At 72.7% G+C, this 24,191-nt stretch carries 20 protein-coding genes; 7 read left to right on the forward strand and 13 right to left on the reverse strand.

Translation table 11 applies throughout. The annotated features are described in order from the left end of the window. Positions 1 to 87 precede the first annotated feature (87 nt). Entirely contained in the window at positions 88 to 1,512 is a 1,425-nt protein-coding gene (locus DN051_RS29960) for a GH39 family glycosyl hydrolase (protein WP_112439912.1), read from the forward strand. A 10-nt stretch (positions 1,513 to 1,522) separates the two neighbouring features. On the opposite strand, the gene DN051_RS29965 is transcribed toward DN051_RS29960, so the two are convergent. The 6 genes from DN051_RS29965 to DN051_RS29990 all read right to left on the reverse strand — a co-directional run bounded on the left by DN051_RS29965 (position 1,523) and on the right by DN051_RS29990 (position 9,620). After that, positions 1,523 to 5,260 carry a lipopolysaccharide biosynthesis protein gene (locus DN051_RS29965; protein WP_112439916.1) on the reverse strand — a complete coding sequence of 1,246 codons (3,738 nt, stop codon included), beginning with the start codon at positions 5,258 to 5,260 and terminating at the stop codon, positions 1,523 to 1,525. Next, the gene (locus tag DN051_RS29970) at positions 5,253 to 6,053 is read right to left on the reverse strand and encodes a polysaccharide deacetylase family protein (protein ID WP_112439918.1); all 801 of its coding nucleotides are present in this window, start codon (positions 6,051 to 6,053) and stop codon (positions 5,253 to 5,255) included. Before DN051_RS29970 ends, DN051_RS29965 begins: the two co-directional genes overlap by 8 nt. Continuing rightward, positions 6,050 to 7,036, reverse strand: coding sequence for a glycosyltransferase family 2 protein (locus tag DN051_RS29975; protein WP_053758095.1), 987 nt, complete (start codon positions 7,034 to 7,036; stop codon positions 6,050 to 6,052). Before DN051_RS29975 ends, DN051_RS29970 begins: the two co-directional genes overlap by 4 nt. Continuing rightward, a complete protein-coding gene (locus DN051_RS29980; protein ID WP_053758094.1) occupies positions 7,033 to 7,854 on the reverse strand; it encodes a glycosyltransferase family 2 protein in 822 nt (273 codons plus the stop codon). The genes DN051_RS29975 and DN051_RS29980 overlap by 4 nt, the downstream gene beginning before the upstream one ends. Before the next feature lie 322 nt (positions 7,855 to 8,176). Then, the gene (locus DN051_RS29985) at positions 8,177 to 9,274 is read right to left on the reverse strand and encodes a GNAT family N-acetyltransferase (RefSeq protein WP_053758093.1); all 1,098 of its coding nucleotides are present in this window, start codon (positions 9,272 to 9,274) and stop codon (positions 8,177 to 8,179) included. 1 nt (position 9,275) lies between these two features. Further along, a complete protein-coding gene (locus DN051_RS29990; RefSeq protein WP_053758092.1) occupies positions 9,276 to 9,620 on the reverse strand; it encodes a hypothetical protein in 345 nt (114 codons plus the stop codon). A 408-nt stretch (positions 9,621 to 10,028) separates the two neighbouring features. Here DN051_RS29990 and DN051_RS29995 point away from each other — a divergent pair, with 408 nt between their 5' ends. Then, a complete protein-coding gene (locus DN051_RS29995; protein WP_053758091.1) occupies positions 10,029 to 10,832 on the forward strand; it encodes an SGNH/GDSL hydrolase family protein in 804 nt (267 codons plus the stop codon). Positions 10,833 to 10,835: 3 nt separating this feature from the next. Here DN051_RS29995 and DN051_RS30000 read toward each other — a convergent pair whose 3' ends face one another. The 4 genes from DN051_RS30000 to DN051_RS30015 all read right to left on the reverse strand — a co-directional run bounded on the left by DN051_RS30000 (position 10,836) and on the right by DN051_RS30015 (position 17,217). Beyond that, positions 10,836 to 12,476 carry a serine/threonine-protein kinase gene (locus DN051_RS30000; RefSeq protein WP_112439920.1) on the reverse strand — a complete coding sequence of 547 codons (1,641 nt, stop codon included), beginning with the start codon at positions 12,474 to 12,476 and terminating at the stop codon, positions 10,836 to 10,838. A 40-nt stretch (positions 12,477 to 12,516) separates the two neighbouring features. Continuing rightward, positions 12,517 to 14,088 carry a HoxN/HupN/NixA family nickel/cobalt transporter gene (locus DN051_RS30005; protein WP_112439922.1) on the reverse strand — a complete coding sequence of 524 codons (1,572 nt, stop codon included), beginning with the start codon at positions 14,086 to 14,088 and terminating at the stop codon, positions 12,517 to 12,519. After that, complete coding sequence (locus DN051_RS30010; protein WP_112439924.1) at positions 14,085 to 15,593, reverse strand: tetratricopeptide repeat protein; 1,509 nt, start codon at positions 15,591 to 15,593, stop codon at positions 14,085 to 14,087. Before DN051_RS30010 ends, DN051_RS30005 begins: the two co-directional genes overlap by 4 nt. 94 nt (positions 15,594 to 15,687) lie before the next feature. Continuing rightward, positions 15,688 to 17,217 carry a DUF4331 domain-containing protein gene (locus tag DN051_RS30015; protein ID WP_112439926.1) on the reverse strand — a complete coding sequence of 510 codons (1,530 nt, stop codon included), beginning with the start codon at positions 17,215 to 17,217 and terminating at the stop codon, positions 15,688 to 15,690. A 206-nt stretch (positions 17,218 to 17,423) separates the two neighbouring features. Between DN051_RS30015 and DN051_RS30020 the strand changes: the two genes are divergently transcribed. The 3 genes from DN051_RS30020 (at position 17,424) to DN051_RS30030 (ending at position 19,166) form a co-directional block, all read left to right on the forward strand. Beyond that, positions 17,424 to 17,966 carry a sigma-70 family RNA polymerase sigma factor gene (locus DN051_RS30020; RefSeq protein ID WP_053758086.1) on the forward strand — a complete coding sequence of 181 codons (543 nt, stop codon included), beginning with the start codon at positions 17,424 to 17,426 and terminating at the stop codon, positions 17,964 to 17,966. Beyond that, positions 17,963 to 18,781 (forward strand): anti-sigma factor, encoded by an 819-nt coding sequence (locus DN051_RS30025; protein WP_112439928.1) that lies wholly within the window; start codon positions 17,963 to 17,965, stop codon positions 18,779 to 18,781. Before DN051_RS30020 ends, DN051_RS30025 begins: the two co-directional genes overlap by 4 nt. A 115-nt stretch (positions 18,782 to 18,896) precedes the next feature. After that, the gene (locus DN051_RS30030; protein WP_053758084.1) at positions 18,897 to 19,166 is read left to right on the forward strand and encodes a hypothetical protein; all 270 of its coding nucleotides are present in this window, start codon (positions 18,897 to 18,899) and stop codon (positions 19,164 to 19,166) included. Between the two features lie 274 nt (positions 19,167 to 19,440). On the opposite strand, the gene DN051_RS30040 is transcribed toward DN051_RS30030, so the two are convergent. Genes DN051_RS30040 through hmgA form a run of 3 tightly spaced genes read right to left on the reverse strand, consistent with a single transcriptional unit; the run spans position 19,441 to position 22,754 of the window. Further along, entirely contained in the window at positions 19,441 to 20,610 is a 1,170-nt protein-coding gene (locus DN051_RS30040; protein ID WP_053758083.1) for a type ISP restriction/modification enzyme, read from the reverse strand. Between the two features lie 40 nt (positions 20,611 to 20,650). Beyond that, the gene (locus DN051_RS30045; protein WP_053758082.1) at positions 20,651 to 21,400 is read right to left on the reverse strand and encodes a GntR family transcriptional regulator; all 750 of its coding nucleotides are present in this window, start codon (positions 21,398 to 21,400) and stop codon (positions 20,651 to 20,653) included. 28 nt (positions 21,401 to 21,428) lie between these two features. Continuing rightward, positions 21,429 to 22,754, reverse strand: a complete 1,326-nt coding sequence (hmgA, locus tag DN051_RS30050; RefSeq protein WP_112439932.1) for a homogentisate 1,2-dioxygenase — start codon at positions 22,752 to 22,754, stop codon at positions 21,429 to 21,431. 164 nt (positions 22,755 to 22,918) lie between these two features. Between hmgA and DN051_RS30055 the strand changes: the two genes are divergently transcribed. Both DN051_RS30055 and DN051_RS30060 read left to right on the forward strand, forming a co-directional pair. Then, complete coding sequence (locus DN051_RS30055; protein WP_053758080.1) at positions 22,919 to 23,482, forward strand: hypothetical protein; 564 nt, start codon at positions 22,919 to 22,921, stop codon at positions 23,480 to 23,482. After that, positions 23,479 to 24,096, forward strand: coding sequence for a TetR/AcrR family transcriptional regulator (locus DN051_RS30060; protein ID WP_053758079.1), 618 nt, complete (start codon positions 23,479 to 23,481; stop codon positions 24,094 to 24,096). The genes DN051_RS30055 and DN051_RS30060 overlap by 4 nt, the downstream gene beginning before the upstream one ends. Positions 24,097 to 24,191: the final 95 nt, after the last annotated feature.

Consider the following 24,191-nt stretch of genomic DNA (forward strand, 5'->3'; position numbering starts at 1 on the left):
CTGCTGTGTCCCTCTCCGTCCCGTCACCAGGTCGTACATCCACGACATCTGCCCCAACCCCCGGCCCCGCCGTTACTGTTGCCTTCGATGGGACGTCATGGGTGGGATTCGGGGGCACAGCGGTGGCGGCTCACCGCGCTGCTCGGCGTGTCGGCGGCCGTCGTGGCCCTGGTGGTGACCCTGGTCAACACGCTGCCCGGCGGTGGCACGAGCACCGAGGGCACCTCGCCGGACGGCGACCGGGTGCACGGCACGCCCGCCGTCCCCGCGGGGGAGCCGCGGCCGGACGTCGGATGGGGCTTCACCCACACCCAGTTCAGCGCCGACGAGGGACCCGCCGGTGCCACCGCACGGGTGAGCGAGCGCCTGAGCGACGACCGCCTGCCGCAGAACCAGCACATCATGGGCTGGGGGGCGGACAACCCCGAGCCGGTCAAGGGGCGTTACGACTTCGCGGCCCTGGACCGCCGTGTCGACTTCGTCCGTGCCTCCGGCGGCACCCCCGTCATCACCCTGTGCTGCGCCCCGGACTGGATGAAGGGCGGCGAGGCCGGCGCGGACAACACCGACTGGAGCCGGTCGGCCCTGGAGACGGCGCCCGACCCCGAGCACTTCGCGGACTTCGCCGCGCTCGCCGCGACCGTCGCCAAGCGCTATCCCGACGTGCGTCACTTCATCGTCTGGAACGAGTTCAAGGGCTTCTGGAACGACACCGAGCACCGCTGGGACCACGAGGGCTACACCGAGCTGTACAACCTGGTGCACCGCGCGCTGAAGAAGGTCGACCCCGACATCATGGTCGGCGGCCCGTACCTGGTGATGGACAGCGTCGACCCGCGCCAGACCGAGAACGCCTCGCGCACGCTCAGGGGCCCCTGGGGCGCGTTGGACCAGCGGGTCCTGGACGCGTTCACCTACTGGAACGAGCACAAGGCGGGCGCCGACTTCGTCGTCGTGGACGGCTCCAGCTACACCAAGGACGACGATCTGCTGCCCGACGAGTTCGCCGCGACCGACAAGTTCACGGCGGTCGGCGAGTGGGTGCGCCGGCAGACCGGCGACGACCTGCCGCTGTGGTGGGCGGAGTACTACGTCGAGCCCGCCGACGGCAACGACGACCGGCACGGCTGGTCGGAGGCCCGCCGCGGCGCCGTCCAGGCCGCCGGACTGATCGCCATGGTCAAGGGCGGCGCCACCTCCGGTTTCTACTGGAACCCGCAGGAGGAGAAGGGCCCGGACTGTCCGGGCTGCCTGTGGACACCGACCGGCTCCGGCGACGGCGGCCGGAAACTGCCGATGTACGACCTGCTCGCCCGCTTCAGCGCCGAGTTCCCGCCCGGCACGGCGTACGAGCGGGTGTCCGTCGCCGCGGACGACGCCTCCGACCTCCGCGTCCTCGCCACCGAGCGGGCCGTGCTGGTGGTCAACACGCTCGACCGGGCGACCACGGCGAGGGTCGACGGACGGCGGCTCGACCTCCAGGCGTACGAGGTGCGGTGGCTCGACCGCTGAGCCACCGCCCTCACTTCATCGTCAGGAACCGCTGCACCAGTGACGCGAGCAGCACCGCCAGCAGCGGCAACGAGAACCAGAAGCTGCTCTGGAGCCACCGCAGCCGCCGCACGCCCGGCCGCATCGCCACCCGGACCACCTCCCGCGACGTCAGCAGCACGATCAGCGCCAGCGCCGCGAGCGCCCCGACCACCGACCAGGGCGTCCAGGTCACCAGCGGTCCGGGCGGCCCCGGGTGCGCCTTCGGCACGGCGCCCTCGGGCTGCCGGGCCTGGGTGTAGAGGGTCACGTCCTCGTTGACGTACACCTTCCGCAACTCGGGCCGCCGGTCCAGGTTCTGGATCAGCCGGGGCTCCCAGGTCGCCGAGTAGCCCACGTCCATGCGCAGGAAGGTGACCTGACTGCGGTTGATCATCAGATACGAGTTCGGACCCGCGTCCTTCAACGCCTTGACCAGCCCCGACACCAGCACCGGGTCGGTCGGCGCCTGCGTCGGCACGTACTGCACCCGCTCCATGTCCCGGGCACCCCACGGCATCGCCGGTGTCACGGTCTCCAGCGGGTCGTCGCTGAGCCACAGCAGCCGGACGCTCGGTTCGTCATGGGCGTACACGTACTCCATCGCGGCGACCTCGCCGGGGCGCACCCGCTCGAAGGTCTCGTTGCCCCAGCGGGCCACCAGGAACCCGCCCATGAGCACCAGCCCGGCCATCAGCGCGGCCAGCGGGGCCAGACTCAGCCGGTCCTTGTCGCGCTCCTCGGCGGTGACGCCGGTCCGCGGGAACAGTGCCAGCGCCGCCAGCAGGGCCGCGCCGGGCAGCGCGAACATGAAGACCCGCAGCGCCATCTCGCCGCCGTAGGACTGCATGCCGAAGCCCAGGAACGGCACGAAGGCCAGGACCAGCAGCGAACGCTCCCGGTACTTGTGGTCGCGCCGCCGCCACCAGCCCCAGCAGGCGAACGCCATCACTCCGCCGGCCAGCGCCACGCGCGCGTACAGCACGAGCTGGTGGGCGGAGTTGCCGCCCTCGATCCGGCCGGACACCGACGACGACACGTTGCCGCCGACGCCGCCGACGCCGCCGAACAGCTCGTCGAAGTGCCCCGACCAGTACGGCTCGGCCATGAAGCCGATCCAGGTCGCCACCATCACACCGAACAGGATTGGCAGACCGCGCAGTTCGGACTTGCCGATCAGCACGAGGACGGTCAGCACGCCCAGCATCACGAACGGGGTGAGCTGGTGGGCCGGGACGGTCGCCGCGAACAGGCCGATCACCACCAGCAGCAGCACCGTGCGCTGCCGCCGGTTCGCCGGTTCCACCTCCGCCTCACCGGGCCGCGCCTTGCTCCAGATCACCCGAGGGGCACGGAACCAGACGAGCAGCATCGCCGCGAAGACGAGGTAGAGCAGATAGGTGAAGCCCTGCGGGGAGAAGTAGTCCTGACCGACCCAGCCGCTCAGCACGAAGATCCACACGCCGGTCCACTTGGCGCGCCAGCTCGCCCGCAGCGAACGGGTGAGCAGGAACATCGGCGCCAGGTACAGCAGTTGCACGGTCAGCGGCCACCACCGGATGACCTCGGTGAGGTCGCCGATCCCGCAGGCCTGCGCGACGAACGCGGCCGCCGCGAAGAAGCCCGGCCAGCTCCAGCGCGCGTCGAGGTCGGGCACGGCGGTGCCGGTCCGCTCGATGTGGTCGAGGAACCCGAGGTGCTGCCAGGCCGTCGCGAACCGCGGCTCGGCCTCGATCACCGCGGGCAGCGCGTGCAGCGACACGACGGTCGCCAGCAGGGTGACCAGCAGCAGCGCCCGGTGCTCCCGGCCCAGCCAGAGCAGCGACCCGAACACCACGACCAGCAGCGCCGCCCCGATCAGCGTCGGCGCCGGCAGCACGGAGACCAGACCCAGCCCGCCCATGCGGTCGAGGTCGGCCTCGCCGAGCCGGGACGCGGGCACCCAGTACAGCAGCAGCGCGGCGACGAGCAGACAGCCGAGGATCACACCGAGCCGGGTGGGAGCCATGCGCCGGTGCCACGGGACCGAGGACCGCGGAGGCGGCAGCTCCGTCTCCGCGAGAGCCACGGACACGGGCACCGGCTCGGGCCGGGGCTCCGGTTCCGCCGCCGCCTCGTCGGCCTCGGTGTCCCGCTCGAACGGCGCGTCCACCTCCGACTCCGGGACCACCGGCACACCCGTGGGCGGAGTGCCCGGCCCCGGCCGCACATCGGGCCGGCGTTCCAGGTGGTCGAGGTCGACATGGATGCCGAGGCCGAGGGTGTCGCTGTCGAGCGCCCAGGCCGGCCCGCGCTTGCGGGCCGGCCCGGACGCCACCGGGACCTCACGCGCCCCCAGGTCGGCGAGGTCCCCGTCCGGTGCCGCGCCCGCGTCCGCGGGGTCGGAGGGCGCGGCCTTGACGGTCCGGTACAGCTTGGGCGCGGCGACCGCCACGATCACCGCGAGACTGGCGATCTCCGCGACGCCCGCACCGGTCAGCCCCATACGGGGGAGCAGCACCAGCGTCAGTCCGAGCACCAGCGCGCACAGCAGGCCCTGCAGCCAGGCGAGTCCGGCGGTGCGGCTCTGGGCGCGCAGCACCGCGAAGTACGTCTCCATCACGACCCGCAGCACCGCGCCCACCGCGAACCAGCGCAGCAGCGGCGTCGCCGCGTCGGCGTAGCCCGAGCCGAACACACCGAGGATCCACGGCGCGCCGAAGAACAGCACGGCGGCGACCGGCAGCATGATCCGGGCCATCCGCCGCAGCGCCGCGCGGGTGTTGGCGGCGAGCCGGCCCGGGTCGTGCGAGCCCTCCACGGTCAGCGACGCGCCCATGTTGATCGCGAGCAGGTTGACGGTGCCGCCGATGGTGGTGGCGATGTAGAAGTACGCGTTGTTCTCGGAGCTGACCTGCGCCGCCACGATGACCGGCACGAGATACACCACGGCCAGCGAGAACAGCGACCCCGTGTAGTCGCCCGCCAGGAACCTGCCGACCTCCCTGAGCGTCGGCGGCGCGGACTGTCCCTCGGTCGTCTTCACGTGCCGGGGCACCAGCCGCCGGAACACCAGCCAGCCCAGCGGCAGTACGGAGGTGGCGATGGCCGCCACCCAGGACACGAAGACACCGGTCACCGGGACGGCCACCGCCAGCGCGATCAGCAGCCCCAGTTTCACCGCGGAGAACACCGTGTTGCCGACCGGTACCCACAGCGCGCTGCGCAGCCCGGTCAGCACTCCGTCCTGGAGCGTGAGCAGGTTCCAGGCCACGACGGCCACCACGAAACCGGCCGCGGTCAGCGGCCCGTGCAGGAAGCGGTACGACGGCCCCCAGGCGTCCAGGGTCAGCAGGAAGACCCCGGCCGCGAGCGCCACCACCAGCGAACTGCCCGCGTAGGTGCGGAAGATGAGCCGACCCGTGGTACGGCCGGCGACCGGTATGAACCGGGCCAGCGCACCGGTGAGCGTCACCGCGGTGAGCCCCGCCAGCAGCTTCATCGCGGCGATCGCGGCCGAACCCTGGCCGACCGACGACTCGGAGTAGTACCGGGCCGCCGCCAGCCAGAAACCGAGGCCCAAAAGGGCGGAGATGCCGGTGTTGAGCATCAGCGCGTACGCGTTGCGGAACAGTTGACTGCCGCCCGGCGACCGGCCGAGTCCGGGCAGACGGAGCCGGCGCCGGGGCTGCTCCGCATCCCGGGTCCCGGTCGGTTCGGCGGCCTGGGTCGTGGTCGTCGTGTCAGACACGGGTTCGGCCGGCCTTCCGGCGGACCTGTCGTGCTCTGCGGACCATCGCGTATCCCTTGGTCAGGACGCGGTCGCCGGCGAAGGTGCGGGTGATCGCGCGGCCCCGGACGAGCCGCTCGAACTCCTCCGCACCGGTGCTGCGGCGCACCGTGACACGACGCAGCGCGTACGGCCCCTGGTGCCGGCCGGCCAGGTCGTTGCCCACGGCGAGTGCCTGGGCGTACCCGGTGGCGCGCACCTCCTGCCGTACCCGCCGGCTGGAGTAGCCGTACGGGTAGGCGAACGACGTGGGGGGAGCGCCGAGTTCATCGGTGACGATGTCCCGGCAGCGGGTCAGCTCGTGGCGCAGCGCGTCGTCGTCGAGCTGGTCCAGCTGCGGGTGGCTGTGGCTGTGGCCGCCGATCTCCACACCGGCGCCGGCCAGCTCCCGCACCTGGTCCCAGTCGAGCATCCGGTCCAGGCCGCCCCCGGTGTCGTACGCGCCCCGCAGCCAGCCGGTGGAGACGAACAGGGTGGCCGGGAAGCCGTGCTTGGCGAGCACCGGCAGGGCGTGGCGGTGCACGCCCTCGTAGCCGTCGTCGAAGGTGACCAGCACCGGGTGCAGCGGCAGCGGGCGGCCGGTGCGCCAGCGCGCCGCCAGATCGGCCGTGGTGACCGGGGTGAGACCCAGGTCCGCCACGACGTCCATCTGCCGCGCGAACGCGTCGGGCGTGACCGACAGGGCGCGGGTGGCGTCGTTCGGGTCCACCGCGACCGCGTGGTACATGAGGATCGGCACACGCGCCTCGCTCATCTCACGCCCCCCTCGATCGGCTCCACGGAGAACGTGGTGCCGCCCCTGCGCGCCCGGACACTCCCCACGACGTACCCACCGGCCGCCGCGAACACGCCCGCGACGATCGCCCCGGCCCGGCCCGCACCGCCCGGGCGGGCCAGCAGCGCGTCGCGCATCCCGCGGGCCACCCCGGCGGGCAGCACCCGGGTCGTGTACCGGCGTTCGGACTCCAGCCCCTTGTCCGCCCCGACGCTCCGGGCCACCAGCGCCTTCGACAGGCCCTCGGCGTAGGTGCGGGTGCGGAAGTAGCCGAAGTGCTCACGTGCCTCGGGCACCCGGTGGTGGATCACCGCGCGGTCGTCGATCAGCAGGATGGCCTCGGGCACGGCCCGGCTGAGGCGGATGCACAGCTCCGTCTCCTCGCAGCCCAGCGGCCGCTTGTCGCCGTCGCGTCCGATGCCGGTGGCGAAACCCCCCGCGGCGTCGAACGCGCCGCGGCGGAAGGAGGCGTTGCCGCCGAGGACGTTGCGCACCCGGACCCGCCCCTGCGGCAGGCCCCGGTAGGTGCAGCCGACCACCCAGTCGAACTCCTCCGGGAACCAGTCCGGGCGGCGGCCCGAGGCCCAGACCGGCTCCGTACGGCCGCCGACCGCCATGACCCGGGGGTCCGCGTAGCCCTCGGCGAAGTGGCGCAGCCAGTCGCGTTCGGCCACGGCGTCGTCGTCGAGGAACGCGATCACGTCGCCGTGGGAGGCGGCGATGCCGGTGTTGCGGCCGGCGGACAGTCCGCGGGGGCCCGCGTTGGCGAGCACCCGGACGTCCTCGGCCTCCTTGTACTCCTTGCCCAGCCGGTCCAGGAGCGCCTGGTTGTGGTCGACGACCAGGAGCGTCTCCAGCGCCGGACGGGACTGCGCCCGCACCGAGGCGACCGCCGCGAGGATGTCCTCCCAGCGGTCCTCGGTGTAGACGCAGATCACGACGGAGATGTCGGGACCGCTCAAGACACCTCTCCCCGGACCGAGTCGAGCATCGGTGAGGGGTGCGAACGGCGACGCAGCGCACGCCGGTTGGAGCGCTCCCGCAGGATCACCCGCAGCACCCGCAGACCGTCGCGCACGGCACGCAGATTGCTGGTGCCGTGGATGCGGAGGTACTCGTGGCTCGGTATCTCCTGCACCTTCAGTCCCGCCTTGACCACCCGGATGTTCATCAGGGTCTCGACCTCGAACCCGGTGCAGTCGAGTTCGATCTTGTCCAGGCAGTGCCGCCAGAACGCGTTGTATCCGTAGCACAGGTCGGTGTAGCGGGCGCCGAACTTGCGGTTGACGACGGCGCACAGGGCGCGGTTGCCGAGCTTGCGGATGAAGGTCATGTCGTCGGTGCCGCCGCCGTTGGCGAAGCGCGACCCCTTGGCGAAGTCAGCGCCGGAGACGAGGGCGGAGACGTACGACACGATCTCGTTGCCGTCGGCCGAACCGTCCGCGTCGACCATCACGATGATGTCGCCGGAGCAGGCCTCGAAGCCGGTGATCAGCGCGTCGCCCTTGCCCTTGCCGCGCTGGGCGACGACCTTCACCCCCGGCCACAGATCGCGGGCGACGTCGACGGTGTCGTCGGTGGAGTTGCCGTCGACGAGGACCACTTCGTGGATCCAGTCCGGCAGCGTCTTGAAGACGTACGGGAGATTCTCCGCCTCGTTCATGGCGGGAATCACCACACTCACCGGCGGCGTGATGGCCAGGTGAGAGGAGATCGGCCGGTACGCGCCGGCGGTGGTCGGATCGTGGCTCGTGGTTGCCGAGCCCAGGATGGAGCTCATGAGTCTGGTCCCTCTCGTCCGGTGGACCGCCCACCCCCGGGCGGCCCGGCTCTGTGTCCGGTTCGAAAGGGGGGTTGTCAATGGCATGGCTCACCGGCCCCGGAAAACGGCGACCGGTTGCGCGGCACGTCCCGGTCACCCGCAGGTCACCGAGCACGGCACCCCCCTACCGCGCCCCGCTTCGGCACTTTCGCGGCCCCTGAGCCCTCCCCTGGTGCCGCTGTGGTGATGGTCCGATGCGGGTGAGATGTACGACGGTATTGACGAATCACTCCTTATGGCAAGACCTGGAACCTGCCCCACGTTTTTGTTGGTTTGGCCGTTACCTACGACCTGACCGGATCTTGCCCATTTGCTTCAGTAGTCTGTCGGCGGGTCCGAACAGTTCCGGACGTGCCACCACGACATTGCGCAGCGCCCTGACGGGGGCGCGGCGCGCCCGGTGCCCGAACGCCACCGGGTGACGGCGTGTCACCCATCCCTCCGACACCCGGATCTCACGGGTCTTGAGGGAGTCCTTGTATTCCTTCTGGCCCCGGCCCAGATCCAGATACGCGATGCCGTCGGCGGCGGCCGCCTCGGCCATCCGCAGATGCAGGACGAGTCCCGGGGAGTACTTCGAGAACGCCGGGTCGTACGCCGGGAACCAGCAGGCGAGCACCCGTTCGGTGCGCAGTCCGAAGTGGGCGGCGACCGGTTTGCCGCCGGCGTAGAGCACGGACAGGATCCCGGCGAACGGCTCGGAGCGGGTGTGGAACAACTGCTGCACCAGCCGGGTGATCCAGTCGTGCGCGAAGCGGTCGCTGCGCCCGGTCCTGCGGTACTGGGCGGACTTCCAGTCCATCAGCGTGCGCAGGGCGGCGGGGTCGCGCTCGTCGTGCACGTACACCACGTCGCCGGTGTCACGGCCGAGTTTGCGCCCCTTGGCGAGCGTCGTACGGGTGAATTTCGGCGATCGCTCGCGCAGCGAGCCGAGATAGGCCTCGTAGCCCTGGTCGACGTCCATCACCGGGGACGGGAAGGTGTCCGAGGCCCCCTCCTCGAAGGGGAGTTGGCCCTCCACCAGGTGGTCGAACTCCCACACCGCGAGCCCGCAGGCCCGCAGCAGCTCGCGCGCGTCCCAGGTGAACCCGGGGCGGTGCACCACGCCCTGTGCGTCGGAGACGCCGAGGCCGACGGCCCGGCCGACACCGCTCGTCGTCTTCTGGAAGGCGAAGAAGGCGGCGGGTTCGCCGCCCTCGCGGACCACCGCGATGCGCACACCGCGTCTGCACCGGCCCACCGCGAGCGCGAACTCGGGGGACAGGAAGGGATTCGCCAGTTCGGGCACACCGTGCAGATGCGCCTTGGCCTGCATGGCCGTCCAGGCCGCCCGGTCGGCGGCGGTCAGTTCGCCGGGGCGGTACACACTGATGTCCACGTCACGAGCCCTGTCTTCTCGCGGTGCGGCCGCCGCGGCGCCGCACCAGGACCAGCAGGAGAGTGAGGGCGCTGACGGCGGTCACGGCCGCGATCCCGCCGCGTACCGACCACAGGTGCAGGGCCAGCAGGCCCTGGGCGACCAGCATGTCGACGACGATCGCGCCGGACAGCGACACGAGCGCCCGACTCAGCGGATCCAGTCCGTCGAGCGCGGCGGCGATGGCCACGGCCGGCGCCACCAGCAGGAAGAACAGCGTGAACGGCGCGCGCAGCGGCGCGCCGGACTCGGTCAGCGCGAGCAGCGCGCCGATCCCCCCGACGGCCGTCGCGGCCCCCGCGAGCACGAGTCCCAGGTCCCTCCCCGAACCCGGTCCCGTCCGCTCGATGCCTTCTGGTCCGTCTGGTCCGTCTGATGCATCTGTGTTGATGCGGATGGTCTGCATTGGCGACTTTGCCCCCCGAAGCGCCGGATGCCGGGCTTCAATGTGGCCCAGCGCCGCGGGAGCCGTCAAGACGGCGTAATGCGCTGAGCTGTCGCACATGTGGTCGTTGTCCCCGGGCCGCGGCCCGATGCCGCCGGTGCTCGCGCAGGCCACGGAGTTGACGGTCCGTCGGTGCATCGGTGTCGGTCACGCCTTCGAACGCGGGGTGAACACATGGCGGCGGCCGAAAAGTTTTGGCATGGACACTTCCATTCAACACGCGTAGTTGGTACCACGGTTGAGGCAGAGATCCTGCTAAAGGGAGGTTCCATGAGACGTTCCCGACTTGTCGTGTTCCTCGGCTCACTCCTCCTCGCGGTCGGAGCCGCCCTCACCGGGGCCGCTCCGGCGCAGGCGTCAGAAGCCGCCGCCACGGGCTATGTGGCGCTCGGCGACTCCTACTCCTCCGGCGTCGGCGCGGGCAGTTACATCAGCTCCAGCGGCGACTGCAAGCGCAGCACGCGCGCGTACCCGCAGCTGTGGGCCGCCGCGAACTCACCCTCGTCGTTCTCCTTCACCGCCTGCTCGGGCGCCCGAACGGATGAAGTTCTCTCGAGTCAGCTCAGCCCGCTCAACTCGACCACCGGTCTGGTCTCCATCAGCGTCGGCGGCAACGACGCCGGATTCGCGGACGTCATGACGACGTGCGTACTCCAGTCCGACAGCGCCTGCATCTCCCGTATCAACACCGCCCGGGCGTACGTCTCCACGACGCTGCCCGGCAAGCTCGACACCGTCTACACGGCGATCCGCAGCCGGGCCCCGTCCGCCCAGGTCGTCGTGCTCGGCTACCCCCGCTTCTACAAGCTCGGCCAGTCCTGCCTCGGCCTGTCCGAGACCAAGCGCCGCGCCATCAACGACGCCTCGGACCACCTGAACAGCGCCATCGCGCAGCGTGCCCAGAGCCACGGATTCACCTGGGGCGACGTGCGCGGCACCTTCACCAACCACGAGATCTGCTCCGGCAGTTCCTGGCTGCACAGCGTCAACTGGCTGAACATCGGCGAGTCGTACCACCCGACCGCGGCCGGCCAGTCCGGCGGCTACCTGCCCGTGTTCAACAGCGCCGCCTGACCCTCAGGGAGTCGGCGAAGGTGAGGAGGAGGCCCCGTCCGACGGGGTCTCCGACACACAGGTCACCGAGAACGCCACCGCCTCCGACGTCGTGCGGACCGGATCGCGGACCTCGACACCGATCTCGTTCTCGTACGTCCCGCTGTCGGCGTACGTCGTCACGATCACCCAGTCCTGCCGGGTTTTCCCGCCCCCCTCCGGGAACGACAGCGTCCGCCAGCTCTGGACCTCGCCGTCCTCGGTCACCCAGCGGTAGTCCACCTCGGCCGGCAGCCGGCCCACCGTGAACGTCGCCGTGAACGCGGGAGCGTGGTCGTCCGGCGGCGGACAGGCACCGGAGTACTCCGTGCGCGCCCCGGTCAGGGCGACCGTCACCGACTGCGGCGGCGGAGCGCCGGTGGGGCTCTCGCTCGGACTCGGCGTGGTCCGCGTCTCCTCGTCCTCCGGTTCGGTCTTCTCCTCCTCCTCGGGAGCCGTGGAGGTCTCCTCCGTGGTACGCGTGCCGGCGCCCTCGGGGGTGCCACCGCCGCCGTCGCCGCGGTTCAGCAGCGCGTACGTCAGCCCGGCGAGCGCCAGCGCGAGCGCCACGACACCCGCGATCAGCACCGCGGCGGTGCGGCGGTCGCGGCGCGGCCGGATCCCCGCCGTGGTCGCGGCGGAACCCGGGGGCGGGCCCGGGACGGGCGGCGGCGGAGTGGGCGACGGCGGCTGCCGGTGCGCGGCGGCCGTCCGCGCATGGGGCGCCCCGGGCGTCGTCGCGGCGGTGTCCGCGCTCGCGGTGCCGCCCGCGGAGGGCGTGCCCCCGGCGCCGATCAGCCGCAGGTCCTGCTCGGCCCGCCCGGCCGGCAGCCGCTCGGCCGGATCCTTGCGCAGAAGGCCCTCGATGACGCCGGCGAGCGGCCCGCCCCGTCGGGGCGGCGGCAACTCCTCGTCGACGATGGCCCGCAGGGTGCTCAGCGGGGTGTCCTGGCGGAACGGCGAGTTGCCCTCGACCGCCGCGTACAGCAGCACGCCCAGCGACCACAGGTCGGACTCGGGGCCCGGCGTGCGGCCCAGCGCCCGTTCCGGCGCGAGGAACTCGGGCGAGCCGACCACCTCGCCGGTCATCGTCAGCGCGGAACTGCCCTCCACCGTCGCGATGCCGAAGTCGGTCAGCACCACGCGCCCGTCGTTCGACAGCAGCACGTTGCCCGGCTTCACGTCGCGGTGCAGCACCCCGGCGGCGTGCGCCGCGCGCAGCGCCGACAGCACCTCGGCGCCGATGTGCGCGGCCCGCCGAGGCTCCAGCGGTCCCTCCGCGTCAAGCAGTTCGGCCAGGGATATGCCGCGCACCAGCTCCATCACGATCCACGGCCGGCCCCCGTCCGTGGCCACGTCGTACACCGTCACGACGTTGCGGTTCGCCACCCGCGCCGCCGCCCAGGCCTCGCGCTCCAGCCGGGCGTACATCCGCTCCACGTCGGAGACCGGCAGACCGGCCGGGGCCCGCACCTCCTTGACGGCGACCTCGCGGTGCAGCACCTCGTCGCGGGCGCGCCACACCGTCCCCATGCCGCCCTCACCGAGCGGCGCCAGCAGACGGTAGCGGCCGGCGATCACACGTTCACTGCCCGGTTCTACGGACACGGGCGCCCCCATTCGCATCCGCGAGTGATGTGTCGTCGGATTTCTCCCCAAAAGTAGCTCAGCCGAATGCGGATGCCGCCCCCCTGAACACCAATCCGGCCCCGAGGACCACGACGACGCAGGCGGAACCCATCGGCGCGGTACGGCGGACCAGCGCGGCCAGCGGACCGGCGGACCAGCGGGGACGCCGGACCAGGGCCCGGGTCACGCGGCCGCCGAACCGGACGACGGCGAATCCGGCGGCGGTCAGGGTGAGCGCGAGCCCGGCCCCGTACGCGACGACCAGCAGCAGCCCGAACCAGGCCTGCCCCAGCGCGGCGGCGCCCACGAGCACGACCACCGCCGAGGGACTGGGCACGAGCCCGCCGGCGAAGCCCATCAGGATCGTGCCGCGCAGGGTGGGCGCGACGGGATGGCTGTGGGTGTGACCGCCGTGGGTGTGCTCGACGGAGTGCGGGTGGGCGTGCGCGTGACTGTGCTGGTCGTGATCGTGCTCGTGCCCGTGATGGCGGTCGTGCCCGTCGTCGTGCTCGTGGTGGTCGTGACCGTCGTGGGGCGCGTGTGCGGCGTGGGCCTGCGCGTGGGCGCGGGTGTGCGCGCGGTTGCGGAGCGCGCGGCGCAGGAGTCCCGCGCCGGCCAGCGTCACCAGCACTCCGCTGGCCACGCCCAGCCAGGCGATCACCGAGGGCGCCGCCGCGGAACCGGCCGTGACCAGCAGACCGAGGGCGACCACGCCGAGGGTGTGGGTGACCGTCACCGAGGCGGCCAGCGGCAGGACATGGCGCATCCGGGCCCGGCCCCCGTGCGCCGCCGCCGTCGCGGCCATCAGGGTCTTGCCGTGGCCCGGGGCGAGGGCGTGCATCGCGCCGAGCCCGAGCGCGATCAGCAGGGCGAGCCCGGCGAAACCGACGGTCAGGTCGTGCCGGGCCACCAGCGACTCCAGGGCCCGCGTCCAGCGGTCGGCGCCGCGCGGCAGGACGGACGCGCCGGGCGCCTCGCCCCGTTCGTCGACCAGGGCCGCACCGCCGGGCCGCACCCGCAGCGAGGCGGACGTGGTGTCGGCCGGGGAGGAGAGCAGTTCCTCGGGGTAGGCCGTCAGCTCGCGGGAGGAGGACTCGGCCGGCACGTCCGACGCGGTGAGCGTCGTACGGTCGCCGCGCGCGGTGATCTCCCGCCAGCCGGGGCCCGAGTCGGCGCCCGCGCTGCGGAAGTCCACGGACACCGGGCCGCCCTCGGGCAGGGGAGCGGTCAGCCGGCACTCCACCCGCAGGGTGTCGAGCCCGGCCTGACCGGGCAGCACGCGCGCGCGGCTGCGGGCGACGTCGAGCGAGCGCGGGCGCCCGTCGACCGTCACCTCGCTGTTTTGCGCGGCGTCCGCGCACCGCTGCCGGGCCCAGCCGGCCACGCCGAGCCGTTCCACCTCGCGTCGCGCCTGGGTCGCCGGGATCTCGGCGAGGTCCTCGACATGGTCGACGCGCAGTTCGCCGGGCGCGGCGACCAGACCGTCGTAGTGGTTGACGGTGAAGTTGCCCAGAGGATGCGCGCCCGCCGTGGCGGCGGGGACGAGCACGATCGCCCCGGCGAGGCCGAGCACGGCCGCGGCGGAGGCGAGGACACGACGGGACCTCACCGGTCTGCCTCCAGCTTCCTCAGGGCCGCCCGGGCCTCGCGCGCGGCCGACGGGGAGAACCCGGCGTTGAGTTCGAGCGCCGCCGTCAGCGAGGCACGGGCGTCCTTCGTCCGGCCCGTGGCGAGCTCGATCATGCCGCGGTGGTGGAGGAAGGCGGCGTTGCGGTAGCCGGTGGCGGTGGCCCGGCGGGCGTACGGCAGGGCCTCCTCGTCGCGGCCGTTGACGTGCAGCGCCCAGGCCAGGGCGTCCGCCGTGTGCACCGTGCGGCGGCGGGACCACTCGGCGCGGGCCGCGCTCAGGGCGAGGGCCGCGTCCCCGTGGTCGGCCGCCGCGAGCGCGGTGTCGAGATCCGGGTTGACGCCGCCCGCGCGGGCGAGCGCCGTCCAGGCGTCGACGAGCGCGTACTGGTCGCGGGCCCTGACCCGGTCGCCGTCGGCGCCGCGCTCCTCGTACAGCTCGCCCAGCGCGACCAGCGCGCCGGGCAGCGGGGCGCGGGCGACGACCGCCTCCATGCCCCGCACGGCCGCCGAGCGGTCGCCCAGCGCGGCCTGGGCGAGGGCGCGGCCCTCCAGCGCGGGCAGGTACGTGTCGTCGGCGGCGAGGGCGCGCGCGTAGTGCCGCAGGGCGGCCCTGTGGTCGCCCTGGTTCCACTCGAGCCGGCCGAGCGCGGTGGCGACGTAGGCCACGTCGCCGGGTGACACGGCGTTGCCAAGGGCCCGGCGCAGGACCTGACGGGCGGTACGGACGTCGCCGCGCAGTTCCCGTACGTACGCGTACCTGGTGAAGACCGGTATCCCCGGCCGGCGGGTGTCGGCGGTGTCGACCGCCTCGGACGCGGCCCGGTAGCGGCCGAGTTCGACGAGGGCGTCGACGCGGGTGGCCAGCGCGCGCTCGTTGTAGGGGTTCCGCCGCAGGGCCCGGTCGGCGAGGCGCAGGGCGCCGGTGAAGTCGTGCCGGGCCGCGGCGAGGGCGGCCCGCCCGGCCAGGGCCTGGTCGTTGTCGGGGCGAAGGCCCAGTGAGCGCTTCAGCGCCCGTTCGGCCTGCGGGTAGCGGGACGGGTCGCCGTCGACCCGGGCCTGTTCGACGTAGGCGAGCCCGAGGACGGCCCAGCTGCCGAAGTCCCGCGGCTGCGCCCGGAGATGGGCCTGGAGGGCGGCGACGCTCTCGTCGAGGTCGCCGCCGGCCTGTGCGACCGCGGGCACGGCGCCGGGGGCCGCGGCCACGCCACGCGCGTGGTCGTCCCGGACGTTCCCCACGGCGATCGAACCGGCCGTCAGTGCCACGGCCAGCAGGACGGCGCAGCCGGTGAACCGGCCGGCCCGCCGGCGCCGCACGGCCGCCGCGACCCGCCGCAGGGCGACGACCCGCCCGTCCGCGCCCGCGTCGGCGCGCTCGTCCGGGCCCGGGCCCGGGTCCGGGGCGGTGGCGGGCCGCGCGTCGGGTCCGACCTGCGGCCTCCGGTCGAGCCGGCTCTCCGGCTCGCTGTCGTTCGTACGCGGGACCATGCCCTCTCCTCGGTGCGCGACTGGTTCGACGACGTGAAGCGGCGCGGCCCGCGCCGTGGGGGACGGAAGACGGGCCGCGCCAGTGGACGGGGCGTCAGTACGCCCGGCCGCGCATCCGGCGCCACCACAGCAGGCCGGCGCCGATCAGCAGGATCCCGGCCGCTCCGGCGCCCGCGGAGGCGGCGATGAGCGTGGTGTCGTCCGAGGACGTCCCGACCGGCTGGAGCGCGTCGCCGATCTGGTTGCGTACGTCGTTGCCGCCCGAGGTGCCCTGGGCGAGGGGGCCGCGGGACCCCTCCGTCGGCAGGGCGAGGTACGGGAAGCTCTTGCCGAACGCCTTGTCGTTCTTGTCGACCGCGTCGCCCAGGTCGTTCTTCTGGCCGAGCAGTTCACCCTCGACGACCTGGAGCGAGGCGTCGACCACGTCGTCGCTCAGACGCCGGCCGTTGGGGAAGCCGGCGGTGTCGCCGTCGAGCACGCCGAGCCGCTTGGGCTTCGCGGCGGGTTTGATCGAGGTGTTGAGACGCAACTGCTCCGACGGACGCACATGCGGCGGCTGGTTGAGGTCCTTCACGCCCTTGAGGAAGACGTCGACCAGGTCGTTGCGCGGTTCGGCGGGCGCCTCGATCTTGTAGATCGCCTCGATGAGCTTGGGCAGTTCGGGCTTGGTGACGTTGTCCAGGAACTGGCCGTCGTTCCAGGGCGAGTCCGCGTTGAACCTGTCCTTGTCCTCGATCGGGTTGACGACCTCGTTGACCAGCGGGTTGCCGAGCCGCGATACCTGTGTGAAGTGGCCCTGGGCGTTCTTGCGCTGGGTCGTCGACCAGATGCCCACGATGGGCTGCTTCGCGGACTCGCGGATCAGCTTGTTGGGCAGCTGGAGGGCGACGGAGTTGACGTTGTAGCCCTTCAGCGTGTCGTTGCCGACCTCGGAGAGGTTCCCGCCGTACAGCAGGTCGAAGACCCGGAGGTCCAGGAAGAAGGGGTCGTCGGCCTGCCCGGCGAACGTCGTGGAGCCCCCGGCGAGCCGATGGACCGCCTGCTTGCGCAGCTGGGCGTAGTCCGGCATCGACGCCTTGCCGACGTTCGAGGGAGCGACCGGCACGTCGTCGGCGATCTTCGTGCGGGACAGCAGGCGCTGGTCCTTCAGCCGGAGCAGTTCGAGGTCGTAGGTCTGCGTGACGTTGAGGTCCGGGTCGTCGAGGCTCTCGACGGGGCCGGTGTTGTAGAGGAACGTCTTCTGGTTCTTGACGTGTGTCCTGAACGTGTAGCGGAACAGCAGTTCGCCCTGCGCGTCGCCGTTGTTGTCGATGTGGATGTCGTACTGGGCGTCCTCGGCGAAGGTGAAGAAGTTCGGTCCGCCGGCCGGCTCCTCGAACGGTATCCAGTTGGCGATGACCGTCGTCGTGTCGGGCTTGTCCGGGCTCACGAACGCGTACACGTCCGTGTTGTCGTACTGCGGGGTGCCCGAGATCAGCGGGGCCTCCCGATGGCTGGAGGCGGTGGCCGCCCCCGGTTCCAGCGCGGTCACACCGGCGGCTGCGAGCCCCCCGGCGGCCAGCGCACCACAGATGAGGGTGGCGACGCCCTTGCGTCCGCCGCCACTCCTGGAGATAGGTGTCATGCTGTCCGTCCTCCGTGCCGACTTGCCTGTCGCCGGGGATTCGGAGCCGGCGGCGAGGCGGATTGGTGGAAACCCGAAACTCATTTCCCGGCCACCCGACCCGCGTTTTCGGCCCGCTGATCCGTAACCCCATCCGGAGGCGTGCGCGCCGCGAATGCCGTACGTCATGGTGGGGGCCGGGGTGCGGCCCGGGAGGGGGAGGCGAGTTGGAGGCGGACGATCTTCTGCTGCGCGTCGCGGACGGCGACCAGAAGGCATTCGAGGAGCTGTACACGCAGGTGTCCGGGACGGTGTTCGGGCTGGTGAGGCGAGTGGTGCGGGATCCGGCCCAGTCGGAGGAGGTGGCCCAGGAGGTGCTGCTCGAACTCTGGCGGTCCGCGGCCCGGTTCGATCCGGCCCGCGGCAGCGCCCTGTCATGGATCCTCACGCTCGCCCACCGGCGCGCCGTGGACCGGGTGCGCAGCGCCCGCGCGGCCGGCGAACGTGAGGAGCGGGAGGCCAGACGCGCCCACCACCCCGCCTTCGACCAGGTCTCCGAGGAGGTCGAGGCCGGGCTCGAACGCGAGTGGGTGCGCCGCTGCCTGGACCGCCTCACCGCCCTCCAGCGCCAGTCCGTCACCCTCGCCTACTACGACGGATACACCTACCGAGAGGTGGCCGAGCGGCTGTCCCTGCCGCTGGGCACGGTCAAGACCCGGATGCGCGACGGACTGACCCGGCTGCGCCAGTGCCTGGGAGGAGTGGCGTGAGCGTCCTGCACCGCATCCTGGGCCGTGACGACCTGCACAGTCTGGCCGCGCCGTACGCGCTGGACGCGCTGGAGGGCGACGAGCGGCGCCGCTTCGAGAAGCATCTGGCGCGCTGCGAACGCTGTGCCGCCGAGGTGCGGGCGCTCTCGGAGGACGCCGTCCGCCTCGCCCGGTCCACCGCCGCGCCCGCGCCGGCCGCACTGCGCGAACGGGTGCTGGCCGCGGTGCGGACCACTCCGCAGGACCCCGCGCCGGCCCGCGGGCACGCCCCCGCGCTGCCCGCGCACGTCTGGGGCACGCAGCCCCCGCCGTCGTCGTCACGCACCCGTACGCCCCGCATGCGCCCCCTGCTCGTCCCGTTCGCCACCGCGACCGCGGCGGCGGCCCTCGTCGTCGCCTCCCTGTTCGCCGTCCAGGCGAACCGGACCCAGGAGCAACTGAACGCCGAACGGGACCGGTCACGTGAGATCGCCGAGGTGCTCGCCGCCCCCGACGCACGGGCGACGACCGGCCGGGACGGCGACGGGGGAACGATCGGAGTGGTCGCCTCCGCGTCGGCGGGCCGCGCCGTGGTCACCTTGAGCGGATACGACGATCCACCGGACGACCGGGTGCATCAGCTGTGGCTCATGCGCCCCCGGGCGCAACCACGCTCCCTCGGACTCTTCGAAGGCGACACGCCCCTGGTCGCGAGCGGCCTCGACCCCTCCGCGTCGTCACTCGCCGTGACCGTCGAGCCGGACGGGGGATCACCCCGACCCACCAGCCAGCCACTTGTCCAACTCGCCCTGAAATCGCTCGGATTCGGAGAGTAATCGTCAACCCCCTTACGGGGAAGGTGAATCCTGTGACCGCGATACACGGGTGCCCCAAGGGGACGATAGGGTTACTCTGCCCGGGCCGGGTGGACTCGTACGGGTGGGGAGTGACATGGAACAGATAACAGTGCGCAACAGGGCCAGGGTCCCTGCGATCACCTGCGGGAGCAGTGCGACCAGTTCGCGCCTCGACCGCCACCTGTCGGTGCTGGCGGGGCCCGCGGTCCCGCAGCGGGACACGGCCGAGGCGACCTCGCTGATGCGTGAGCTGACCGCGCGTGAGCCCGCTTCCACCCACAGCGCCAGGGGTGCGCGAGTGAGCCGGGTCTCACTCTTCGCCCCGCTGCGTCGGCTGCGCCGCACCCTGTTCGGCGGTCGCTGACCGGTATTCGCGTTCCTCGACGTCCTGAGGACCCGCGCTCAGGCGGTTCGCACCGTCCCGGCGCAGCGCCGTGCTCCCGTCGTCCGTCATCCCCACGGCGCGCGGCGAGGCCCCGGCCGGCCACCTGAGCGCGGGCACGTCCCCGCTTCGCGCCCCCACCCGGCAGTGTCGGGCGCCCCGGCTCGCACTTCGAACGACTCTTCCCCCCCCCGCACCGCTCGCCGCCGGTCCACCGGCGTGCGGTGGCCCCGTCGGCGGCAGCCGTGCCGGCGGGTCAGATCAGCGCCAACTGGCCCTCCGGGCCCTCCTCCTGCCGGTCCAGGACGGAGGCCGGCCTGCGCGCGCCCTCCGGGACCGGCAGGACCCCGGCCGTACGCAGGTCCGATGCGGTGACCGGGTCCGTCGGACCGTCCGGCAGGCGGGCGGTGTCGGCCAGCAGGGCCAGGACCGTGACCAGTTCCAGCAGCTCGGAGGTCCAGGCCTGGGTCCAGGCGGCCGGGCGGATCGCCGCCAGCGTGCCCGGTTCGGCCTCGTCCGTGCGGGCGGTGAGCCACTGCTCCAGCACCCGGACGCCGTCCACGGTGAAGTCCCAGGCCTGCGGCGGCACGGGGGAGACGCGGCCCTCGTCCAGGTGGAGGGTCTCCTCGTCGCGGTCGTAGCGGACGGTGAGGGGGCGGGCGGGCAGCGGCGCCCGGACGTAGGGGCGGCGGCCGCCGGGGAGTTTGGGGCGGTCGCCGTTGCGGCGCATCAGCCACAGTGTGCGGTGGCCCGCCTCGACACCCTCGGCCCAGAGCGCCGGGTCACCGGTGAGGGGGACGACGGGTCCCGCGGGCGACGCGCGCACCGCCGCCATGATCCAGGCGAGGACGTCCAGCGGCTCCGGGACCTGCCCGAGCCGGCTGCCGAGGTACCGCACCAGGCCAGGGGCCAGGTTCGGTTCCCGCGCGCCGGGGCGGCGGTGCAGCGGGCGGACGCGGCCGGGCCGGAGCACGGGCAGTTGCGAGGTCGCCAGCAGCAGCGGTTCGCCGGAGCCGGGGGCCGCCGCCGTCTCGACGACGAAGACCTGCTGGTCGTCGGCGACACGCCACAGTTCGGGACGGGCCGCGTCGATCAGGCGGTGGTCGGGGATCAGCCACTGCTCGTCGAACGGGGCGGACAGCACCCGGACGGGTTCCGGACCCGGACCCGTGGCCCGCACCAGCCGCTCCGTGCCGGTGGACTGGCCCGGAAGCTGTCCGACCGCGGAGTGCAGCGTGCGCGAGCGCGTCGGCTCGAACAGCCTCTCGCGGTCCGACCCCGCCGCCTTCGTCAGCGCGGCCCAACGAGCCGCGAGAGACGCCGGGTCGGGGGCCACCGGCCAGGCCCGGCCGAGCCGGGGTGGTGCGACGGACCACGGCATGAGGTCCGCGAGCAGCGGAGCGTCGTCGTACGTCACGCTGGGCATCGTACGACGTGTGTCCGCGGCGCGGCCGGGGTCGCCCGGTTCAGGTGGCGTCCAGCGTGACCGTGAACGAGAAGCGGTCGCCGCGGTAGTGGATGACGGCCACGTCCAGCGGCCGTCCCCCGGTGTCGTAGGTGACGCCCGTGTAGTGCAGGATCGGGCTGAGCAGCGGGACGTCGAGCAGACGGGCCGTCTCGGGGTCGGCGAGACGCGCCTGGACGGTGTCCGTGATGCGGCTGATGTCCGCGCCCACGACGTCCCGCAGCACCTTGGTCATGGGCCAGCGGACCAGGTCGTCCAGGTCGACGCGGTCGGCCAGTTCCGGACGGACGTAGTTGACGGCGTGGTTGGTCGGCTCGCCCGTCTTCTCGTCGCTGCGCAGCCGGTGGTACGTCGCCACCTCGTCGAGGTCCGGGAAGAACTCGGCGAACTCGCCCGGCACCTCCGCCCGGCCGTGGGTCAGCAGCTGGGTCGTCATGCCGGACTGCTGGGCCACGATCGCGTCCACCGAGCCGAGCAGCCGCACGGGAGTGCCCCGGCGGGCGTCCGGCTCGATGAACGTGCCGCGCCGGCGGTGGCGGGTGATGAGGCCCTCGTCCTCCAGCTCCTTCAGTGCCTGCCGCATGGTCAGCACACTCACCCCGTAGTGCACCGCCAGCTGCTCCTCCGTGGGCAGGCGCAGCGGGTCCCGGGGCGAGCGGCCGAGTATCGAGGCGCGCAGCGACTGCGAGACCTGGTACCAGAGCGGCAGCTTGCGGTTCAGGACGATCGAATCAGGGGCGAAGGAGGTCACGGGCCCATCCGTACCGGCCGGGGAACGCTCAGTGCAAGGGGCGGAAGTGCCGCTGAAGGCCCTGCCACACGTCGTCGTAGCGCTGTTGCAGATGTTCCGCGCCCGCCGCCGCCGGGGTCAGGGTGAGCGGCCAGCGGGTCTCGAACATGAACGCCAGCCCGTCGTCCACCTTCTGCGGGCGCAGCTCGGCGGCGCTCGCCCGGTCGAAGGTCTCCCGGTCCGGGCCGTGCGCCGACATCATGTTGTGCAGCGAGCCGCCGCCCGGCACGAAGCCGCCCTTCCCGGCCGCCTTCGCGTCGTACGCGCCCTCGACGAGGCCCATGTACTCGCTCATCACGTTCCGGTGGAAGTACGGCGGGCGGAAGGTGTCCTCGCCCACCAGCCAGCGCGGTGCGAAGACCACGAAGTCGACGCCCGCGAGGCCGGGGGTGTCGCTGGGCGAGGTCAGCACCGTGAAGATCGACGGATCGGGATGGTCGTAGCTGATGGAGCCGATCACGTTGAACCGGCGCAGGTCGTAGGCGTACGGCACGTGGTTGCCGTGCCAGGCGACCACGTCGAGCGGTGAGTGGTCGTAGGTGGCCGTCCAGAGGTTGCCGCAGAACTTGTTGACCACCTCGACGGGGCCCTCGACGTCCTCGTACGCGGCGACCGGCGCGCGGAAGTCGCGCGGGTTGGCGAGCCCGTTGGCGCCGATCGGGCCGAGGTCGGGCAGGCGGAAGGGGGCGCCGTAGTTCTCGCAGACGTAGCCGCGGGCCGTGTCGTCGAGCAGTTCCACCCGCAGCCGCACCCCGCGCGGGATCAGGGCCATGTGGCCGGGTTCCACCGCCAGGAGCCCGAACTCGGTGCGCAGCAGCAGTCCGCCGTGCTCCGGGACGATCAGCAGCTCACCGTCCGCGTCGCTGAACACCCGGTCCATGTCGGCGTTGGCGTGGTAGAGGTGCACGGCCATGCCGGTGCGCTGGGTCGCGTCGCCGTTGCCGCCGAGGGTCCACAGGCCGGCCAGGAAGTCCGTGCCGGGTGCCGGGTCCGGCAGCGGGTCCCACCGCAGCCGGTTCGGGTCGGGCTCGGTCTCGGTGAACGGGGCGGTGCGCAGCGCCCCGTTGTCCACGCGGGTGAACGCCGGGTGGGCGGCCGACGGGCGGATGCGGTAGAGCCAGGAGCGGCGGTTGTACGCCCTCGGCTCGGTGAAGGCCGTGCCGCTGAGCTGTTCCGCGTAGAGGCCGAGCGGTGCGCGCTGGGGTGAGTTGCGGCCCTCCGGCAGCGCGCCGGGGACCGCCTCCGAGCTGTGTTCGTTGCCGAACCCGAAGAGGTGAGCCAGCCCTTCGGCCGTCTTGCGCGCGTCCCCGCTCATGATCGCTGCTCCCTTGCCCGCCGATTCCTATGGCTCACCGTAGGATTGCGGTTGCTCCGGCGCAAGAGGCGATGCGTCCTCCTCTCGCCGGATGATCCGGAGGATGACGAGAACCAGACTCCAGGGGGATTCAGGGTGTCGGACCCGTGTTCTAGTCTCCGGGCATGCCGTGGACCCGACGACCACTCGCCGCGCTCGCGGTCTGTGCCCTGCTGCTGTTCTGGTCCGCGGGCTGCGGCACCAGTGACGCGGGAGAACGGACGCACGGCCGGTCCCCGGCTCCGGTGGGCCGGCTCCTCGACGTCACCGACGACGCGGGGCGGCCCTACCGCGAGGTGGACGCGGAACACGCCCCCGAGGTCGACATCGAGATACAGCCGGACACCTCCGGCGCCGGCTGGGACGTACGGCTGAGCGTCCACGGCTTCGGCTTCTCGCCGGCCGGCGCGCGGGCGGAGGCGGTGTCCGGCCGGGGCTTCGCCCGACTCTTCGTCGACGGCCGCCCGGTCGCCGAACTGCGCTCCGGCGAGCACCGCCTGGACGCCGGCCTCGTCCCGCGCGGCACGCACCAGGTCACCGCGCGGCTGTACGCCGACGACGGCACCGGCTGGGCGGTCGACGGCGAGCCCGTCCAGTGCACGGCCGACATCACCGCCTCGGGCGCCGAACCGACCGCGGCGGCAACGGGCCCCGGAGGTACACCGGACGACGACGGCCGGGCATCATGAAGCGCGTGCCCCACGCGACATCGCTCCGTCGTGCGCCCGTGCAGCGCCGCAGCGCCGAACGGCTGACACGGATTCTCGACGCCTGCGCCGACCTCCTCGACGAGGTCGGCTACGACGAACTCAGCACCCGTGCCGTGGCGCAGCGCGCCGGCGTCCCCATCGGCTCGGTGTACCGGTTCTTCGGCAACAAGCGCCAGATGGCCTGCGCGCTCGCCCAGCGCAACCTGGAGCGCTACACCGAGCGTGTGACGGAGCGTCTGAAGGCCGCCGGGCGGCGCGACTGGCGGACCGCCATGGACGCCGTGCTCGACGAGTACCTCGCCATGAAGCGCACCGCACCCGGCTTCTCCCTGGTCGACTTCGGCAACCAGATACCGGTCGGGGCCCGGCACACCGAGCCCAACCACCTGGTGGCCGACCGTCTGGGCGACCTCGTCTCCGGCTATCTCGGCCGGACGCCCGACGACGCCCTGCGCCGCACCTTCCTGATCGCGGTGGAGACCGCGGACACCCTCGTGCACCTGGCGTTCCGGCTGGATCCGCGGGGCGACGAGGCGGTCGTCGCGGAGATGCGGGAGATGCTGCGGGCGTATCTGGCGCGCGTCCTGGACTGAACCGGCCGATTCGCGCCGTGTCCCCGCGAGGCCTCCCCACCGTGCATACCGGTCGGTATGCTCGGGCCCAGTCCGTGCGTCACCGCTGTCGCCAG

Source organism: Streptomyces cadmiisoli (assembly GCF_003261055.1).
In the GTDB taxonomy this organism is placed as follows: Bacteria; Actinomycetota; Actinomycetes; order Streptomycetales; family Streptomycetaceae; genus Streptomyces; species Streptomyces cadmiisoli.

What these genes read in the sequence shown, in the direction of transcription:
- DN051_RS29960 (WP_112439912.1), top strand. Translation starts at nt 88, where the DNA reads ATGGGACGTCATGGGTGGGATTCGGGGGCACAGCGGTGGCGGCTCACC.
- DN051_RS29970 (WP_112439918.1), bottom strand. Translation starts at nt 6,053, where the DNA reads ATGAGCGAGGCGCGTGTGCCGATCCTCATGTACCACGCGGTCGCGGTG.
- DN051_RS29980 (WP_053758094.1), bottom strand. Translation starts at nt 7,854, where the DNA reads ATGAGCTCCATCCTGGGCTCGGCAACCACGAGCCACGATCCGACCACC.
- DN051_RS29995 (WP_053758091.1), top strand. Translation starts at nt 10,029, where the DNA reads ATGAGACGTTCCCGACTTGTCGTGTTCCTCGGCTCACTCCTCCTCGCG.
- DN051_RS30000 (WP_112439920.1), bottom strand. Translation starts at nt 12,476, where the DNA reads ATGCGAATGGGGGCGCCCGTGTCCGTAGAACCGGGCAGTGAACGTGTG.
- DN051_RS30010 (WP_112439924.1), bottom strand. Translation starts at nt 15,593, where the DNA reads ATGGTCCCGCGTACGAACGACAGCGAGCCGGAGAGCCGGCTCGACCGG.
- DN051_RS30015 (WP_112439926.1), bottom strand. Translation starts at nt 17,217, where the DNA reads ATGACACCTATCTCCAGGAGTGGCGGCGGACGCAAGGGCGTCGCCACC.
- DN051_RS30030 (WP_053758084.1), top strand. Translation starts at nt 18,897, where the DNA reads ATGGAACAGATAACAGTGCGCAACAGGGCCAGGGTCCCTGCGATCACC.
- DN051_RS30040 (WP_053758083.1), bottom strand. Translation starts at nt 20,610, where the DNA reads ATGCCCAGCGTGACGTACGACGACGCTCCGCTGCTCGCGGACCTCATG.
- hmgA (WP_112439932.1), bottom strand. Translation starts at nt 22,754, where the DNA reads ATGAGCGGGGACGCGCGCAAGACGGCCGAAGGGCTGGCTCACCTCTTC.
- DN051_RS30055 (WP_053758080.1), top strand. Translation starts at nt 22,919, where the DNA reads ATGCCGTGGACCCGACGACCACTCGCCGCGCTCGCGGTCTGTGCCCTG.
- DN051_RS30060 (WP_053758079.1), top strand. Translation starts at nt 23,479, where the DNA reads ATGAAGCGCGTGCCCCACGCGACATCGCTCCGTCGTGCGCCCGTGCAG.